Genomic DNA, 17,550 nt, shown 5'->3' on the forward strand with positions numbered 1-17,550 from the left:
CGTTAGTTTGCAGACCATCGGAACGCCCCCACCTTGAGCAACAAAAAATGTTACTCAAGTCCATTTTACCACTCACTTACAGTATATGAAAACAGAAAATTCCCAACTAGAACATGATTTACAAAAACTTATTGAACTCCTCCGTAAAGAGTTAAAGATGTTGTATTACAAAGAAGGTTTATTTTTAAATCCATCAGTATTGCAGATGAGTCAGCAGCTAGATGAGTACATCGTTGAAATTCAAAAGCTTCGCTTAAAAAATCACAGAAGTGGAAGTCAGATGAAAATAGGTTGCACGAAAGCCCTTTAGAACAAACTACAAGAATCTTCTTCAACGTATAAAAACAAAAATATCAGGAGGAATTTATATGAAAAAATTAGCAGGTTTGGCTCTATCTACTTTGTTAGCTATGAGTGCTTTTTCCATGGTTCCTGAAGCAAACGCAAAAGAACTTAATAAGGAAACACAATTACAGTTGTTAAAGACTACATGGATAAACACGTTCCCGAACTTATACATGATTTGGAAAAATTGAAATCAAAGAAGATAGAAAACTCAGAAGAAATTGAAAAAGTTATTAAGGAACACTACAACAAATTTCCAGCACCCCAAGAGATGAATAGTCCTTCTATAAGCGTTGAAGATATTTTCCCAGAAAAATCAGAAGCACTAAAGCTTTATAATGCTAAGAATAAAAAAAGTTTTTCTGTAGGAAATTTTATGGAAAAGCAAAATAGCCCTGCTGGCTATGGTCAATTTATTGATTTTAATAAGAAAGATGGTGAATTAGTCGTATATGTGGGAGACGCAGGTGAGGTAATTGTTCAATCTCTTAGCACAATTGAAGAATCGTTAAACGCTAAAGAAGTCAAAGCAAGCGCTAAAGCTAAAACAACAGAAAAAAAAGAGTCTAGATACGAATTTTATAATGGCTGGGGGTTAAAATCTATAGAAGTATGGGCAAAAGGTCAATTTGAATATGACGGGAAAAACGTAAAAGCAATATATAATGATGGAGATTGGAAAAAATATGTTGGTGGCACGATACTAACTGTTGATGAAAGAGCTTTGGGGAAAATAAGAAACTTCTCTGAAGAAAAAGAGAAGTATTGCGAAGTATACACAAGACTAAGAGCAGAGGGTATTATAGGATGGAAGTACTTTGGGATCACCCTAAATACCGAAACATTTGAGGTTTATGTAGGGTCTACAGTTAAAGGAAGTACTTACGGTGGGATAAATGAACTGTAGTATCAAAAAAAGGCTAGGTTATATTATCTAGCCTTTTTTCTCTTATAATAAAATAAATATGCTATTAGCATAAATAAAATTACTGTCATAATAATTTGAGTGATTATAGCTCCCTTTGGAAGTAACAAACCGACAAGTATTATTACTGCAAAAAAGACTATAATGAAAATGGTTAGCTTTTGCATCAGTCGCAAATACACTTAAATTCCTCCCTTCATACTTTACAATATAATAACATATTTTCCTTATTTTTAAAATAACAACCTCCAGCCATCTAATCTACAGGGGCATGAGTTGTTTGCTGAGCCTAGGCATTTCTACAAAATAAATACATAGCCAGCATCTGCATCATATTTTAAATTCCTCACAGTAATCCTCGCATGTATGTCGCTAATTCTTCTTACCCTTACTGTAATACTAGCTGGAATTTTTACATCCCGATATCCTCTAACTTTGATTTCTGCATTTAAAAATCCAGAATTAACCTGAATGCTACAAGGGAAATCTCTTACATGTCGGACAAACATTTGGCTAGAGAAAAATTTCTTTGATGGGATAACAATTGAACCACTAAGCCTGGGGCTCTCTCGTTGCCGAACAGTCATTGAACATTTGAGATCACGATTTCTTTCCTTTTTCTCGATAGACATGAAAGCCGACATTGAGTTATTTCGTTTGCCTACTACATCCATTGAGCAACTTAATTCAGTATCTACTGATTTTCTTAAATAGATAGTTGCGCAGCTAAGCTTTCTGTTTTGTATTTACTATTTACATAAATGGAAGCAGATGTTTATTTAGACTTAAAAAAACAAAAAAATTGTACCATTAGGAACTCCTAAAGGTATTATCGAAGAGCAGAAGATCGTCAGCGCTGGTGGATGGGTGCTTGAGAAGACCATAGGCTTATGGAGCAAATCTAAGGCGGATTTAATACGGAAGTACTCAAGAGAAATTGCAGATGCTTGCGAAATGCTGGAAACGGGTACTAAAAGGCTTTAATAAAAGCATTAAAGAGATTTAATGTACCAGAGGATGTAGCAAAGGATATTACTGATATCATTTTCTGGTTTATAGCCCTAGCGGTTGTGAAATAAAAGTAAGAAAGGTGAGTTGAAAATGAAGAGATACCCTTGGTTAAATGCTTCTGTTTTCTTTTGCATTCTTGGAGTGGTCGTAGCTGGTGTCGCAGTTGGCACATTAATCCATACTCTATTTTTTTATTTAATGTCTTTGATATTTGACATTAGAATAGAGTCCATTTTTTCTGTCATTGCTTTTTCGGTAAGTGTATATTTGCTGATAATACCAGCTTTTTTGTCCAGTTTTATCTCTTCTATGATCAATACAAAATTAGCTGTAAGGGGCATAAAATTAAGATTTTTAGAAACTGTAGTATCTTTCGTACTTTACTATTTTTCAGTATTTTTTTTAGAAACTATGTATTCAGGAATTTCTATTTCATCAATGGGAATTGTAACATTTGCGTTAATATATGCTTTGTTAATAAGATACGACGAACTCTATAATTACTTGAAAAGTAAAATAATATCGTAATTACTTACAACTGGAAAAAATTTATTTTAAACTACAAAAGTTTCCAACTAGAACCTCTTTCTGAGGACGGTATAGAAATTTGGAGTATCGAGCCTGTGAAAGGTATTGTCGATTAGGTATACTGCTTCACAAACAATATATGTATCACCAACTATCGTGCTATCAGGGAGTTCAGAAAATTAATTAAAGGCTGTACAATAATAGCTAAGATTGACAAGGCAGATACCATAGACAGTAAAAGTTTTTTCTTCATTATATTCCCCCCAACACTAATATATTAGGATGCGCACTCCTTGCGCAAAAAATACCATATAATGGTTGTTTTTGCGATTATTGATTCGTAATGTTTATACTGCTACTTCCATATCAACCTTTGAATGATGTTTATAGTCAACATCATTTGGTGTAAATTATAAAAACAGTGACTCAGGATCATTCCCAAAGCTGGGAGCAGGATACGCCTCTCTCGCTAGTTGTGTTCGTAACCCCTAAAAATGATTTTCATACATATGCGCATGTACAAGAGTACAATTTAAATAACCGTCTGTTACATTTCACATGGTTTGAAAAGCGCATAGCTGTAGTGCTTTTTAGTGGTTAAGCCTTCCGATTGTTAACCAAAATATCTTTCTTTTACAATATTTTAAATACTGCGTATCAGATTGAGTCATTTTAGTTCTCTTCTTTTTTACGATATGAAATACTTCCATTATGATATAAAAGTACATCTAGATGATCTCTTAATTTATGTAAACCATCAATAATCAGAACGCTGATTTCAACCGATTAGTGAATGCAGGAGTGTTTTTCTGGAAACCAAAAAACATATGGAAAAGGACGGAATAGGGCAATTCTAATTGAATCAGATACCTCGATTCCTTCCCTGACATACTTACTTTTTCTTTCTTTTTACTATTAGTACTGCTATAATGATCGCTAATATTACAACAACTAGACTTAATAGGAAATAAGTTGGACCAATTCCGCTCATATATAAAAACCTCCAACAAACGTCTGATTTTTCCTAATTATTCCAAACTGAAGTGATAAATAAAGTAAATTACAAAAAAGGAGATTTGATATCTAATTAGAAAATTTTGTATTCCTTTGTTGTCTATGGCGCTATTTACATCTGTAATTGAATTTACTCCTAATTATACATCAGCTAAAGAAATTACTAGCGTAGATATAACAGAAGATAACCAGTACAAAATTGATAAAAGGCTTGTTGAAATTGCGGACAAATATGAAATAGGAGAAGAAATTAAAGGTGACGACTTAGAATTCATCAAGCAACACGCTATCAAAGTAGAAGATAACGATGGAATGAAACCATGGATAAAAGCTATCTTTACAGCTTTGGTAGAGCTATATGAAAATATAATATATTACAATGTGTTCGTAGATGGATCAGTTAAAAGTAGCAGCAGTACTTTAACTGTAAGAGGAAAAGAAGCCTAATTCTATGAGCCCGAAAATAAATCTTATGTAAACTTATAATGAATGAAATATTCAGATAGGTATGATTGTTTACATAAGAATTTTTCAGCGACACAAATCCTCCTACTCTTACGACACAAAAGAATCAACTGTTTTTTGTAAACAGATAAAGACTAAAAATAGAAACTCATGAATCTTAGTCTTTATCTGTTTAATTAACTCTGACTTTTTTACCAACCGACTTTCTTTTTCATTACAATTGTCATCCCATTTCCATAATTCCCGCTAAGTAGAGTGTTCGCAATATTAAATATGAAATTTAACACTGTTTACTTAAAGGGGGTGACAATAAAAAATATACCTTGATAATGCATTAATTAATTTAATATAAACAACGACTCTGTAAGTTACTTGAAAGTCAGTTTCCTACAGCAATTGCCTCTATTTCAATTAATAGTTCGTCCTTTATAAGTTTACTAACTTCTACTGCTGAACTAGCTGGAGGATTCTTTGTATCAATGTACTGATCTCGAATATCTCTAACAATTGGCATTTGCGAGATATCTGTCAAGAAAAAAGTTAATTTCACTACATCATGAAAGCTTACTTCCGAAGCTTCTAAAGCAATTCTAATATTTTCAAATACCTGTTTTGTTTGTGAAGCTAAATCTCCTACTCCTACTATATTACCCTCGGTGTTTATTGCTACCTGTCCGGATATATAAATTGTTCGGGCATTACTAACATCTACTACATGTGAGTAACCAAAAGTCGCCGGCATAGTTTCAGGATTCAAAAATTTTTTCTGCAACGTGCTTCTCCTCCTTGTTTTATCATACAAAATAAATTTTGACATAAATCGTATAAACTTAAGTGACACAAAGGTTCCTTGCAGATGAATTCGTAGCTTTGTGTATATTTAGTTTTAGGGTAAGCCTATATGCGGACTAGACCACAAAAACTAAATCTACTAGTTATTGTACATCATGTGGGTATAATTATATCTCATTAAAAAAAGATCGTTCTTACCTTAGCTACTCTTAGCGAGGTGAAGAGCGATCTTTTTTATATTCTGTACAGTTGCCGTCAGTAGTACTGTATAGATATCTTCCAGATTTACTAGTCTGTTCTGATGAACCCATTCTTTTCTGTTTTCCAGACATGTCCTGTATGACGTGAAACCCGATCAAAAACCGTTTTTCTTTTAATACTACCTTTAAGAACCTACTATATAGAGTCCTCGTTCTTGTCAAAAGGAGAAGCATTTATGATCATTTATTTGCTACGTCCATATTTCTGACAAGTTTCTCTAGGAAAGGCAGCGCTTCTGACACGTTCCTCAATTTAGGCACAGGCATCTTATAATACGAGGAAAGGCCTTTGATCATCCCATGTTGTAAATCATTTAAGGGAAGCTTAGAAGTAAAGGTCTTAACGGCATGAATTGTCCCCAGTACAGGACAATCATTTCTTGGCTCTTTTCTGGTTAATACTTGGCTAATATCAAAAGCAGCTTTATCTCTCTTTGTTAAGTTTCCCAACCCCCAACGGTTTGTAATCGTCTTAATAATAGAGGTATGGTCAAGTGGTACATCATGCTCCACGCCGTCTAGTACTTGCTTCGCTCGAAAAACAGTTCCCTTTTCAATATAGGGAGAAATAAGTAATGTACAAACGCGTACTCCCAAGCGGTCAAAGGTAAATCCTTTTTCTCCTATCTCTTGTTTGATCGTGGGAGGAACAGCTTTTGGAGGAGCAACATGATCATAACACCCCCCGTGCTCATCATACGTAACAATTAAGAGCGTCCGATCCCAACGTTTACCTTCTCTTACTGCCTGGTAAACTTCCGATATAAGATTTTCCCCAAGTAATACGTTATGAGGGGGATGCTGATCATTAGCATCTATAAAATACCTAGGTTCTATAAAAGAATACGATGGAAGATTCCCTTCTTTCGCATCTTTTTTAAACTGCTCCATGAAAGAAAAATGACTTTTCCAATAACCTGAAAGCCTTGGAAAATGAATTAATAAGGTTAAGGACACCATATCAAGCTTATCGTAATACACTCTCCATGTGAGATCTTCCCTGTTCTGTGCAAGAATACGATCAAAAATTGTCTCAGCATGGTTTCCCAAGAGCCATTTTTCATAAGGAGCATTATTTACCCATCCACTAGAGGACGCAGCATGTAGAAACGAGCGATTTGTCCATGTTTGGCTAGGAACAGAACAAAACCATTGGTCACAAATCGCAAATTCGTTAGCAAGCCTGCTTAACACGGGCAACATCGTAGGAGTGTATCCTGCCATCACCTGTTGGTATTGTCTATCATCTGCTAGCTTGTTTTGTTCTCGTAGTACATGAATATAATCCGTAACAAAACCGTCCATTGTCGCCGATTGTGGTAAAGAAGCAGTCTCAGAAGAAAATGGTTTACCATAAAGCTGGAAGAAAACATGTTCAAAAGTTTCCCCTGGATCTATCTCAGGGGTAGTAAATGAGCCGGCTTTTCCCACCGGTACCTTTTTGTTATCCGCCTCTGTTTCTCCAACTGAAATCGGATTCGATAAGTTTTTCCCAGCCAGTCCCTCAAAGGGTTGATTTCGAGGTACTTGATTAAAAGGAGCTGGATTTTGAGGATCATATAGTCTTCCAGCCATGGAATCAAAAGAACGATTTTCCAACATCAGTACCACAATATGATCAATTTTACTCAACATTTATTATCCTCCAGTATTTAAAAGAGTGGCAATAAAGTCACCATTCCTCCTTATTAGTAAAAGCTTTCCCTTTTCCCGGTAAGCTTAATACAAAACAACCGAATTGTTCCTTGATGTTACACTCATGTAAAAACTGAAAAGTGATTAGCTTAAATTAAGGATTACTATAAAAAATACTGCCCTATTTTTTAGAAGAAGGGGGTAGTTATAATGGGAAAAGTGTACTTGGCTATTGATTTAGCAGAAACAACTTTTATCCTTTTGTCGAAGCATACACTGAATTAATAAAATGTTTATTAGATTAAAATAATCTATCTCCTCAAACTGTACACATTTAGAAAATAACGAAAATTAAATTGTTCAGTTGCATGATATGACAGACACATCTAAAAAATAACTCAAAAAACTACCCGTCTCCATACGATAAGGGAAACGGGTAGCCTCGATGCGTTATCTGTCTAATTAATATTGTCAGTATTAGAAGCGGTTTTTATGAGCAAGAGAGTGTAAAAGGCTAAGATTGTTATATCTAGCATATTTGTTATATAGCAGTTAGAGTGATTACCTATCATTTGTTATGAAATTACAACAACCTAGTATTTGTAAATATCTGAATCAACATCAATGGTAACAGTGTTATTACTATCACGAGTTACTTTTGCGTGATCCTCCTGAGGGGTAGAAAAGGGAGACTGAGAAGACAAAACATGGTTATAGCTAGATTAGATTTTTTCAAAAAATTCAACTAATATACCTTTATTGCTATGTGGCAATAATTCATTATACTGAATTATCTATCTTTTACGTTTTCTTAAAAAACGATTGACAGTAACCTTTAAAGATTACTATAATACTAACAAATCAAACAAATGTAAAAGTTGTGATGAGGACAAGTAGAAGACAAGAATGAACGATAGAGAGCCATCCCATAGAGCTGAAAGGATGGTCGTTAATTCCCTTTGAATATCACCTCGGAGCTTTGTTAACGAACGATGATTATATCGAAGTAGGTAACAACGGATTGTCCCCCGTTAAAAGGAACCAAGTCTATTTTTAGACTTGATAAGTGTCTGCTTTTCGTGAGGAAGGCGGAAAAGCTGAGTGGTACCGCGAAACTCTCGTCTCTGCAATCAAAACGTAACCGTTGATTGTGGAGACGAGAGTTTTTCATTTTAATTTTATAGGTAAAAAGCATTGACGAGGAGAAGTAAAAGAAGGATCTAATGTGCAGAGAGCTGTCCCATGGCTGAGAGGATGGTCATTACACCTTGTTTGAATATCACCTTAGAGCATTGTTCTTGAAAGGGCATCTACAAAATGTTCTAGTAGGGGGCAACGGAAAATCACCGTTATCTGATGATAGTCAATTTTGACTTGCAGAGTCTGTTTTTCGTGAGAAGACAGAAAGCTGAGTGGTACCGCGTTTATCTTCGCCTCAGTAACCAAAAGTGAAGTGTTTTAAATGAAACACTTGCTTGGTTGCTGAGGTGTTTTTTATTTTAAAAAATAAAAGGAGCTGAGCCGAACAGTCTTTCAAGTGCATGGTTGATTACAAAATATACCATTTAATAGGAGGATTTTTTGGATTCTAAATCAAATTATCAACCGTTTTTGGATAGGAACACTATTAATTCCTAGTATTAAGGGATGAAAACTTATATTTACATAGAAGGAGGGGGCACAATGGAAATTGAGATTCGAGTTAAGAGTAGAATCGATTCGCTTCATCCAGAAAATGAATTTTAGTGAGGAGAATTAATATGCAGAGGTTATCAAGAAAAGATTTATTGTTGGTAAGTTTTATGGTTTTTTCCTTATTTTTTGGAGCAGGTAATTTAATCTTTCCACCTTACTTAGGACAGTCAGCGGGAACTAACTTTTGGCAAGCAATGTGCGGTTTTATCGTCTCTTCTGTTGGACTACCTATCTTGGGGGTTGTTGCAGTAGCAAAATCTGATGGTCTACACAATTTAGCAAAAAGAGTACATCCTATTTTTGCATTTATTTTTACTCTTCTTATCTATTTATCAATTGGTCCATTTTTAGGTATTCCTCGTAATGGAAGCTTAGCCTTTGAAATGGGAGTGGCTCCTTTTTTACCAATGAAATGGCAACAAACTAGTTGGATCTTATTCCTCTATACACTTGTTTATTTTTCGATCGCCTTTTGGCTTTGTTTAAACCCGGCTAAGCTATCGGATCGATTCGGTAAGGTACTTACGCCTTCATTATTGATTTTACTTACGGGTATTTTCATTTATAGCTTATTTAAGCCTATGGGATCGTTTACTAGTCCAATTGAGAGTTATGTACAAACCCCTTATTTCAATGGTTTTTTGGATGGGTATCTAACCATGGATACAATTGCGGCTCTTAATTTTGGAATTGTCATTTCAGTAACTCTTAAGCAAAAGGGAATTCAAGAGAAGAAGTCATTGATCGCTACCACTGTCTATGCAGGATTGATTGCTGGTGCAATTCTAGTCTCTATTTATGTTTTACTTGGTTATTTGGGAGCAGCTAGCTCTCACATGTTTGGAGTGACAGAGAATGGAGCTCAAACGTTAACAAATGTGGTGCTTTATTTATTTGGTAAACCTGGAGTAATACTACTAGGTCTTGTGTTTTCTCTGGCATGCTTAACTACATCGGTCGGACTTATTACTTCATGCAGTCAATACTTTACAACACTTGTACCGAGAGTTTCGTACAAGGTGTGGGTGACAATCCTTGCTTTAACTAGTATGTTTTTTGCTAACATGGGCCTAAGTGGAATACTATCGATTTCAGTACCAGTATTGTCTGCTATATATCCGTTAGCAATTGCTTTAATTGTTCTGTCCTTTACAAATGACCTGTTAAAAGGAGATTCCATTGTTTACGCATGCAGTATGCTATTTGTTGGAATTATTAGTATTACGGATGCATTAGGTCAAGTAGGAATTCATTCTATAGCGTTTGATCATTTACTGAGCTATTTGCCGTTACATGAAAAAGGTCTTGGATGGATTATTCCAGGGATAGTAGGTGCGTTGATTGGATATGTAATTTCCTTTCTAAAAAAGAAGAATGCAAGCTTAGCTCCTCAACTTACAGAATGATCTTTCGAAAAAACAATTCCAGTCCCATAGTGGTGGTGGGATTGTTTTTTTGTTTTTAACCAAGAAAAGATGGATAAGAATTGTGTTGAGAAATAAGAGTGATTTTTCAATCAATATACAATTGCCGAATTGTTTTTTAGTATAATTTAACATAATAGTTGCAGGATTATCCAATTTGAAGTTAAATTATAGTAAAACAACAAATTACTAGTACGGAAAAAAGTGTTTTATACATACGATCTTACTTTTTTTGTTTTGAATTTTTGAAATTTGGTTTATATTTTGAAGTGAAAAATTATGATTACTCGGGGTAGGTTCATCCTTCTGATTTGAAATAATTCATTAAATTTGTAAGTAAGATCCTTTAGAAAGGTGTTGGGAGATTTTGATAAATAAAAATTCATATATTTCATTATGTCCAGTTATATCGAGAGATAAAAATATTATTTTCAATCTAATGCCCCTATATTTGCACGATTTATCAAGTTACACCAATGATCTTACCATCGACCAGCAAGGCAGATTTGCGTATAACAATCTGGAGCTTTACTGGGAAAGGGATGCCCTTAATCCTTATCTCATTAAATCAGGGGAAGCTATCGTCGGCTTTCTGCTACTCAACAAGCCACCATTTGCTCCAATGGGCACAGATTTTTATGTGAATGAGTTATTTATTCTCAATTATTATCGTAGAAACGGATTCGCTAAAAAGGCGTTAAAACAATGTTTTACAGACAATCCAGGAAACTATATGGTCGTGCAGATGATTAAGAACCAGCCTGCGATTTTATTTTGGCACCAACTGTATGCAGAAGAAGGCATTGTCTTTGAGGAAAAGGAAGAAATCTTTCAAGATGAACTGTGCTTAATACAAAAATTCACAATTTAATTTACTAATTAGGGAAGGTGGCTAATAAATATCATGGTAGCCTTTAACAATAGAGTGATGGAACAAGAACAATTTTGGCTGTCTAAACTTGGTGGTGAGTTCATCCCATCTATGGTCCCCACGGACTATCCTTACGTAGGTCAAACCAAATGTAAGGCCTCACTGCAAGTATCCATTGAACAAGAAATATCAGACAGGCTCATTCAAGTTTGTAAAAACTCTGATTTGCTTTTGTATACCTTTTTGCTAGCAACAGCAAAAATTTGGCTACATAAATATACCCAGCAAACAGAGGTTTGCGTGGGTGCACCAAATCTTTCACCGTCTACTAGACTGGTTCCTATCGTCTCAAATCCGGTCCCACATTTAATCTCCAAGCAATTTATTATTGATGTAAAGCAGTCTCTTACGGAGTCATACAAAAATCAGGATTATCCACTTCATCATATTTATGAAAAATTGGATATAAATCCACAGGGTTCAATCTCTCCATTTATTAATGTAGTTGTAGCTCTTGACAGGATACACGACAGAGAGTTTGTCGTGGCTCAAGAGGTAGACCTTTTATTACTCTTTTCAAAATCTAATCATTCACTCCAGGTAAATCTTTATTATGATAAGGCAGTATATGAGTCACGGACGTTGGAGCGATTTTTTACTCACTACATAAATATTTTGCGCATGATAGTAACAAACGTAAATATCTCAATACGTGAGATTGAGCTGATGAATGAAGATGAAAAAGCTCAGCTTACTTCTTTTTCTCAAACACTTGAATCTTACCCAACGGATGAATTGGTTCATCAAGTATTTGAGAAAAAAGCTGAACAATACCCAGATAAAATAGCAGTAGTCTATCAGGAACAAAAGTTAACCTACCGACAACTAAACGAGAAAGCAAATCAATTGGCACGGTACTTGCAAGAAAAAGGGATAGAAAAGGATGAGGTAATTGCTCTGATGGTAGAGCGTTCCTTGGAGATGATGATCGGGATATTAGGTATACTCAAGGCAGGTAGTGCCTTTCTTCCAATCGATCCGGAGAACCCGTCAGAGCGTACAAGCTATATGCTTGCCGATAGTAAATCCCGCTTTTTATTGACACACAAGAAAGTAGGCCGCGATGTAGAGTTTGACGGAGAAAAAATTAACCTAGATGAGGACGAGTTATATGTAGGTGATATGAATAATCTTACACCAAGTCAGACACCATCACATCTGTTATATGTCATTTATACTTCAGGTACGACTGGCAATCCAAAGGGAGTAATGGTAGAGCATCGGAATCTGATTAATTATGTAACTTGGTTTAGTAGGCAGGCTAACATCACGCAAAGAGACAGCACAATGCTCTTATCTTCTTATGCATTTGATTTAGGATACACAAGTCTTTTCCCAGCACTATTCAATGGATGCACCCTACATATTGTACCAAAAGACACATATCTGCATCCCGATAGCTTATTGAATTATATAAAAGAGGGGCAGATCAGTTTTTTAAAACTGACTCCATCCCTTTTTTCATTGTTAGTACAAGCCATGGACGGGTTACATTCACCTGATATGCCAGCGTTACGTTTAGTAGTTACAGGGGGAGAACCGATTCAACCTATTGATGTTGATACATTTCATAGTTACCTTCCTAGTGTAGCCATCATGAATCACTACGGTCCAACCGAGTCAACAATCGGTACTTTGGCTTTACAAATTAATTTTGATGAATGGCATAGATTTCAAAAATGTCCAACCATCGGCAAACCAATATCTCAATCGGAGGTATTAATTTTAAATCAGGATTTGCAGCTTGTGCCTATAGGGGTTCCTGGTGAATTATGCATTGCAGGAAAAGGACTTGCACGCGGTTATATAGGTCAACCTGCTTTAACAAGAGAAAAATTTATTGATAACCCATTTACTACTGGTGAACGACTTTATCGAACGGGAGATATGGCGCGGTGGGATGAAACAGGTATGGTTCAATTTTTGGGGCGAATGGATCAACAAATAAAAATCCGAGGCTATCGGATTGAAGTAGGAGAGATTGAGAAACATATAATCACTCATCCGTTAGTCCATGAAGCAATTGTACTGGCATTTCCTAATAATCAAAACGAAAATGAGCTATGCAGTTATTATCTTTCTGATGAAGAGCTGAGCCAAAGTGAGTTGCGTCAATTTCTCCAACAGAAAGTGCCTGAATATATGATTCCAATGTTTTTTATACGACTAGAAAAAATGCCTCTTACATCCAATGGTAAAATAAATCGTCATGCTTTACCTAAACCAGATGACTACAAGCTTATCCAACATTCATACGTTGCTCCAGGTAGTGAGATGGAAAAGCAATTGGTATTACTATGGAAAAATATTTTGAAAAGAGAACATATTGGGGTAACGGATAACTTCTTTCAACTTGGTGGACATTCACTATCTGCTATTAAATTGGCCCATCAAATCAGTAGAAAATATCAGATTCATGTAACATTGAAGGATATATTTCTGTATTCAACAGTCCGCGATCAGATCATAATGATCGAGCATTCAGAACAAAGAGTGGAAAGACAAATTGAAATTTCGGAGGGTAGAGATTATTATCCTCTCTCTTCCATGCAACGACGTTTGTTTTTATTAAGTCAGTTTGAGGGTGTAAAGACAGCATACAATATGCCTACGATCTGGCGTTTTCAAGGGAAAATAAATCAGAGTAAGCTGGAACAGGCGTTTCAAAAGCTCATCGACCGTCATGAAGCGTTGCGTACGTCTTTTCATGTGATTGATAATGTACCGATGCAACGGATTCATTCTGGAATCCAGTTTTCTCTGTCTCTTCTAGAAAAGACAGATTTGGAAGAAAAACAGGTCATTGACTCATTCTTTCAACCTTTTAATTTAGAAGTGGCACCATTATTTCGTGCAGGATTAGTATCGTTATCTAGTGATGAGTATCTTTTGATTGTTGATATGCATCACATTATTTCTGATGGAATTTCAATAAGCATACTAATGGCTGAGCTTGAAAAAGCTTATCGAGGTCAGGACCTGTTACCACTTCGGATTCAATATAAAGATTATGCGATGTGGCAACAAAAGTGGGAACAATCAGAAGAGTATAAGCAGCAAAAACAGTTTTGGCTAACGCAATTTTCTGATGAACTGCCCGTTCTTGACCTACCGACCGACTTTATACGCCCAAAACTCCAGAGCTTTAAGGGGGATATCGTAACCGCTACGTTATCAGGAAAACAATTTGAAGCTGTCAAACAGCTCTGTCAAAAAAACGGGGCGACTCTTTACATGTTCCTACTCGCTTCATTTAATATATTGCTTTCTAAATATAGCAATCAGGAAGATATTGTTGTTGGAACTGCAGTGGCTGGGCGAAATGTAAGCGATGTGGAATCTGTAATCGGGATGTTTGTTAATACGTTAGCAATTCGAAATAAACCAGTGACAAGTAAAACATTTACCGGTTTCTTAGAAGAAGTAAAGCTACAAACCATTCAGACGTTTAACCATCAGGATTATTCTTTAGACGATTTTGTGGAGAATCTTGCGTTACCTAGAGATATGGGGCGAAATCCATTATTTGATACCATGCTAACGCTTCAGAACTATGAGAGGCAGATCGTGGAACTAGATGGAATTACAATTAGGCCGATCATGAAAGATCATGATGTTGCTAAATTTGATATTACCGTGGTTGCAGTTGAATCTGAGGATCAATTACAACTTTCCTGGGAATTTTCCACTGATCTTTGGAAGAAGGAATCAGCTAAGCAAATGTTGAAGCATTTCATAACAGTAATGGAAAAAATTCCCGTAAGTCCAGAGATTACTATTGGCGAATTAGAAATCCTATGCGAAGAAGAAAAAAACGCATTGCTAGCTATCAATAATCAAATGGCGATTTCTTATGACAAAGAACTAACTATCATGGATTTGATTGAGTATCAGGTGACGTTGCATCCTGATCACATTGCTGTTGTTTCAGATGGGGAAATGCTGTGCTACCAAGAGTTGAATAAAGCAGCCAACCGACTTGCTACGTATCTCCTTTCCAGAGGGGTGAAACGTAATCAGCCTATTGGCGTCATGATGGATCGTAGCCCGGAACTAGTTATCAGCATTTTAGCTATTTTAAAGGCTGGCGGTGTTTACGTACCAATATCCACGAATTATCCAGCAGAACGAATTGAATACATGTTAGAAGATAGCAAAGTTAGTTTGGTAGTAACCAATCAGCATCCACTACCCGAATTACGTTTTGAGGGTGAGTGGATTTGTGTAGGAGAAATTCCATTAGATGAAAATGATGGTAATTTCAAACGCGACACGAATTCGGAGGATCTTCTTTATATCATTTATACATCTGGTTCTACAGGTAGACCAAAAGGGGTAATGATTCAGCACAAGGCATTACATCATTTCGTCACTGCCATGAATAAGGAATTCTTAGATGAGATCAGTTATGAGGATCGTGTTCTCATTTCTACGGATATTTCATTTGACGTTAGTTGTTTTGAGATTTTTCAGGCGTTGATAAATGGTGCAACACTTGTTCTTTTTAATGGGCATAAATTTGATGTTAAGCTTCTTGCAAAAACACTCCAGGAAGAAAAGGTAACTCTAGCTTATATACCGCCGGCTCTACTTAACCAACTGTATGAGACAATCCTTGTTTCACCTGAAAATTATGTATTACATAAAATGCTTGTTGGTGTTGAGCCAATTAAGGATGAGGTGTTGGCCCAATTTCTTTCTCTTAATCCTGAAATGCTCATCGTCAATGGATATGGACCAAGTGAGGCTACCATTTGTTGTACCGCTTTCCGTTATGAAAAAAGCGAGATAACAGGCAAATATGTACCAATTGGTAAACCGATAGGCAATATGCAGGTATACATTCTAGATTCTGAGTGCCATCTTGTTCCAAAGGGTGTGACAGGTGAGCTATGGATATCAGGGGAGGGATTGTCCCTAGGGTATTGGAATCAAAAAAAGCTGACAGGAGAACGTTTTAAAGCGAACCCCTTTTATCCTAACACTCTGATGTATCGAACAGGAGATAAAGCAAGATGGTCAGAGGAGGGGAATTTGGAATTTTTGGGCAGGATGGATCATCAAGTGAAAATTCGTGGTTATCGCGTTGAACTTGGTGAAATAGAAACTCTATTGCTACGTCATCCGGAGGTTAAAGCGGCACTAATTATGACTAAGACAGATTCATATGAAATTCCATATTTGTGTGCATATGTTGTCTTTGAAAATAAAGAATTGAATTCAGCTCCAGATACTACACAGATGTTGCATCAATGGCTTGCTACGTTTTTACCTGATTATATGATACCAAGCTTTTTTATCGCAGTAGATGAATTCACGCTAACCCCTAATGGCAAAATAGATCGCAAAATTTTACCTGAACCAAATGGGGACGTCCTAAGAAATGAACAAAGTTACTGTGCACCGCGAAACATTTTTGAAGAGCAAATGGTGTTGTTGTGGGAGAAAGTTTTAGAAGTTAAACCGATTGGTATTATGGACAATTTCTTTATGCTAGGAGGTCATTCACTCAAAGCATTTGTGCTTGTTAGCCAGATTACTCAGCGTTTTGGACTCAATCTTCCCTTGTCAGATTTGTTTAAGGCGCCGACTATAGCAGGTCTATGTGATCATCTACAGAAGCAAGAGGCAGTTCTAGACCAGAATGTGATCCTACTTAAACAAGGAGATTGTAATGTCCCACCACTATTCATGATTCATGGCCAAGGAGGGGGAGTTATTACTTTCTCTCATCTAGCACGTGAATTAGGAATGGACTGTAGCGTCTATGGTATTCAAGCTGTTGGTTATAATGCTGAAGCGGATGCCCTGACAACAGTTGAAGAAATGGCCGCACACTATATTGCTTCTATTCGACGAATTATGCCAACTATGCCTATCCAACTAGTTGGTTGGTCTTTTGGAGGATTAGTTGCTTATGAAATGGCCAAACAATTAGAGCAGCAGGGAGAGCAGGTAGAATTACTGGTAATAGTTGACTGTCTCCCATTGCTGGATAGCGACCGCATTAATATAGACCAGCGTTATGGAAAGTTGGATGCCGTCATTTCATATGCGCTTCTTAGTGGAATAAATCAGGAGGATTTGGCAGGAGTAACGGAAGAAGAAAAAATGAGATTTTGTTGGGAAGAGGCGTGCAAGCAAAAACTGTTTCCAGATGAGGTGTATAGACCGGAATTACTGTCTAAACTACGCATTCATGCAACAAATGGTATAGCTATACACAAATATCAGCTTTCTGGGAAGATTGACACTGACCTACACCTTTTTCTTGCTTCAGATGGAGCGATACAGCATCAATTTACAACGAACGAAGAGAAAACGCGATGGAATCGCTTTACAACGGGGAAGGTAAGCCCCACATATTTTTCGGGCAATCATTATACCATGCTGGAAATGCCCCATGTTCAAAAGATGGCTAAAATCCTTAGGGAATTGATGATCTAGGAAAGAAGGGTGTCACCCTACTACTATTGTCTGACATTACAAGAAATAGGAAAGCAGTACCGATCCAGCAGGTGAGAG

General features: G+C 36.3%; 10 protein-coding genes and 2 other annotated features. Of the genes, 8 read left to right on the forward strand and 2 right to left on the reverse strand.

Features of this window, described 5'->3' with window-relative positions:
• Positions 1–85 precede the first annotated feature (85 nt).
• The 5 genes from ACQV1I_RS09640 to ACQV1I_RS09660 all read left to right on the forward strand — a co-directional run bounded on the left by ACQV1I_RS09640 (position 86) and on the right by ACQV1I_RS09660 (position 4,270).
• Entirely contained in the window at positions 86–310 is a 225-nt protein-coding gene (locus ACQV1I_RS09640) for an aspartyl-phosphate phosphatase Spo0E family protein (RefSeq protein WP_116333758.1), read from the forward strand.
• 58 nt (positions 311–368) lie between these two features.
• Positions 369–536, forward strand: a complete 168-nt coding sequence (locus ACQV1I_RS09645) for a hypothetical protein (RefSeq protein ID WP_161555067.1) — start codon at positions 369–371, stop codon at positions 534–536.
• On the forward strand, positions 491–1,252 hold the full coding sequence (locus tag ACQV1I_RS09650; RefSeq protein ID WP_147304251.1) for a hypothetical protein: 762 nt from the start codon (positions 491–493) through the stop codon (positions 1,250–1,252). The genes ACQV1I_RS09645 and ACQV1I_RS09650 overlap by 46 nt, the downstream gene beginning before the upstream one ends.
• A 1,119-nt stretch (positions 1,253–2,371) precedes the next feature.
• The gene (locus tag ACQV1I_RS09655; RefSeq protein WP_116333760.1) at positions 2,372–2,809 is read left to right on the forward strand and encodes a hypothetical protein; all 438 of its coding nucleotides are present in this window, start codon (positions 2,372–2,374) and stop codon (positions 2,807–2,809) included.
• Between the two features lie 1,116 nt (positions 2,810–3,925).
• Positions 3,926–4,270: a hypothetical protein gene (locus tag ACQV1I_RS09660; protein WP_236645759.1), complete on the forward strand. Its 345-nt coding sequence runs from the start codon at positions 3,926–3,928 to the stop codon at positions 4,268–4,270.
• A gap of 397 nt (positions 4,271–4,667) precedes the next feature.
• Here the strand turns inward: ACQV1I_RS09660 and ACQV1I_RS09665 are convergent, their stop codons facing one another.
• A complete protein-coding gene (locus ACQV1I_RS09665) occupies positions 4,668–5,060 on the reverse strand; it encodes a RidA family protein (protein WP_018670198.1) in 393 nt (130 codons plus the stop codon).
• A gap of 460 nt (positions 5,061–5,520) precedes the next feature.
• On the reverse strand, positions 5,521–6,975 hold the full coding sequence (locus ACQV1I_RS09670; RefSeq protein ID WP_116333762.1) for an alkaline phosphatase family protein: 1,455 nt from the start codon (positions 6,973–6,975) through the stop codon (positions 5,521–5,523).
• Positions 6,976–7,846: 871 nt separating this feature from the next.
• Positions 7,847–8,104 (forward strand) — a binding site (T-box leader).
• A gap of 56 nt (positions 8,105–8,160) precedes the next feature.
• Positions 8,161–8,416 (forward strand) — a binding site (T-box leader).
• 319 nt (positions 8,417–8,735) lie between these two features.
• On the opposite strand from ACQV1I_RS09670, the gene brnQ reads away from it, so the two are divergent.
• The 3 genes from brnQ (at position 8,736) to ACQV1I_RS09685 (ending at position 17,472) form a co-directional block, all read left to right on the forward strand.
• On the forward strand, positions 8,736–10,076 hold the full coding sequence (gene brnQ, locus ACQV1I_RS09675) for a branched-chain amino acid transport system II carrier protein (protein WP_116333763.1): 1,341 nt from the start codon (positions 8,736–8,738) through the stop codon (positions 10,074–10,076).
• Positions 10,077–10,461: 385 nt separating this feature from the next.
• On the forward strand, positions 10,462–10,965 hold the full coding sequence (locus tag ACQV1I_RS09680; protein WP_236645742.1) for a GNAT family N-acetyltransferase: 504 nt from the start codon (positions 10,462–10,464) through the stop codon (positions 10,963–10,965).
• Positions 10,966–10,998: 33 nt separating this feature from the next.
• Positions 10,999–17,472, forward strand: a complete 6,474-nt coding sequence (locus ACQV1I_RS09685; protein WP_116333765.1) for an amino acid adenylation domain-containing protein — start codon at positions 10,999–11,001, stop codon at positions 17,470–17,472.
• The last annotated feature ends 78 nt before the right edge of the window (positions 17,473–17,550 follow it).

Origin of the sequence: Brevibacillus sp. JB24b (genome assembly GCF_051713385.1) — a bacterium.
In the GTDB taxonomy this organism is placed as follows: Bacteria; Bacillota; Bacilli; order Brevibacillales; family Brevibacillaceae; genus Brevibacillus_B; species Brevibacillus_B laterosporus.

Coding starts and splice junctions, on each gene's coding strand:
- ACQV1I_RS09640 (WP_116333758.1), top strand. CDS start 86: ATGAAAACAGAAAATTCCCAACTAGAACATGATTTACAAAAACTTATT.
- ACQV1I_RS09645 (WP_161555067.1), top strand. CDS start 369: ATGAAAAAATTAGCAGGTTTGGCTCTATCTACTTTGTTAGCTATGAGT.
- ACQV1I_RS09650 (WP_147304251.1), top strand. CDS start 491: ATGGATAAACACGTTCCCGAACTTATACATGATTTGGAAAAATTGAAA.
- ACQV1I_RS09655 (WP_116333760.1), top strand. CDS start 2,372: ATGAAGAGATACCCTTGGTTAAATGCTTCTGTTTTCTTTTGCATTCTT.
- ACQV1I_RS09660 (WP_236645759.1), top strand. CDS start 3,926: ATGGCGCTATTTACATCTGTAATTGAATTTACTCCTAATTATACATCA.
- ACQV1I_RS09670 (WP_116333762.1), bottom strand. CDS start 6,975: ATGTTGAGTAAAATTGATCATATTGTGGTACTGATGTTGGAAAATCGT.
- brnQ (WP_116333763.1), top strand. CDS start 8,736: ATGCAGAGGTTATCAAGAAAAGATTTATTGTTGGTAAGTTTTATGGTT.
- ACQV1I_RS09685 (WP_116333765.1), top strand. CDS start 10,999: ATGGTAGCCTTTAACAATAGAGTGATGGAACAAGAACAATTTTGGCTG.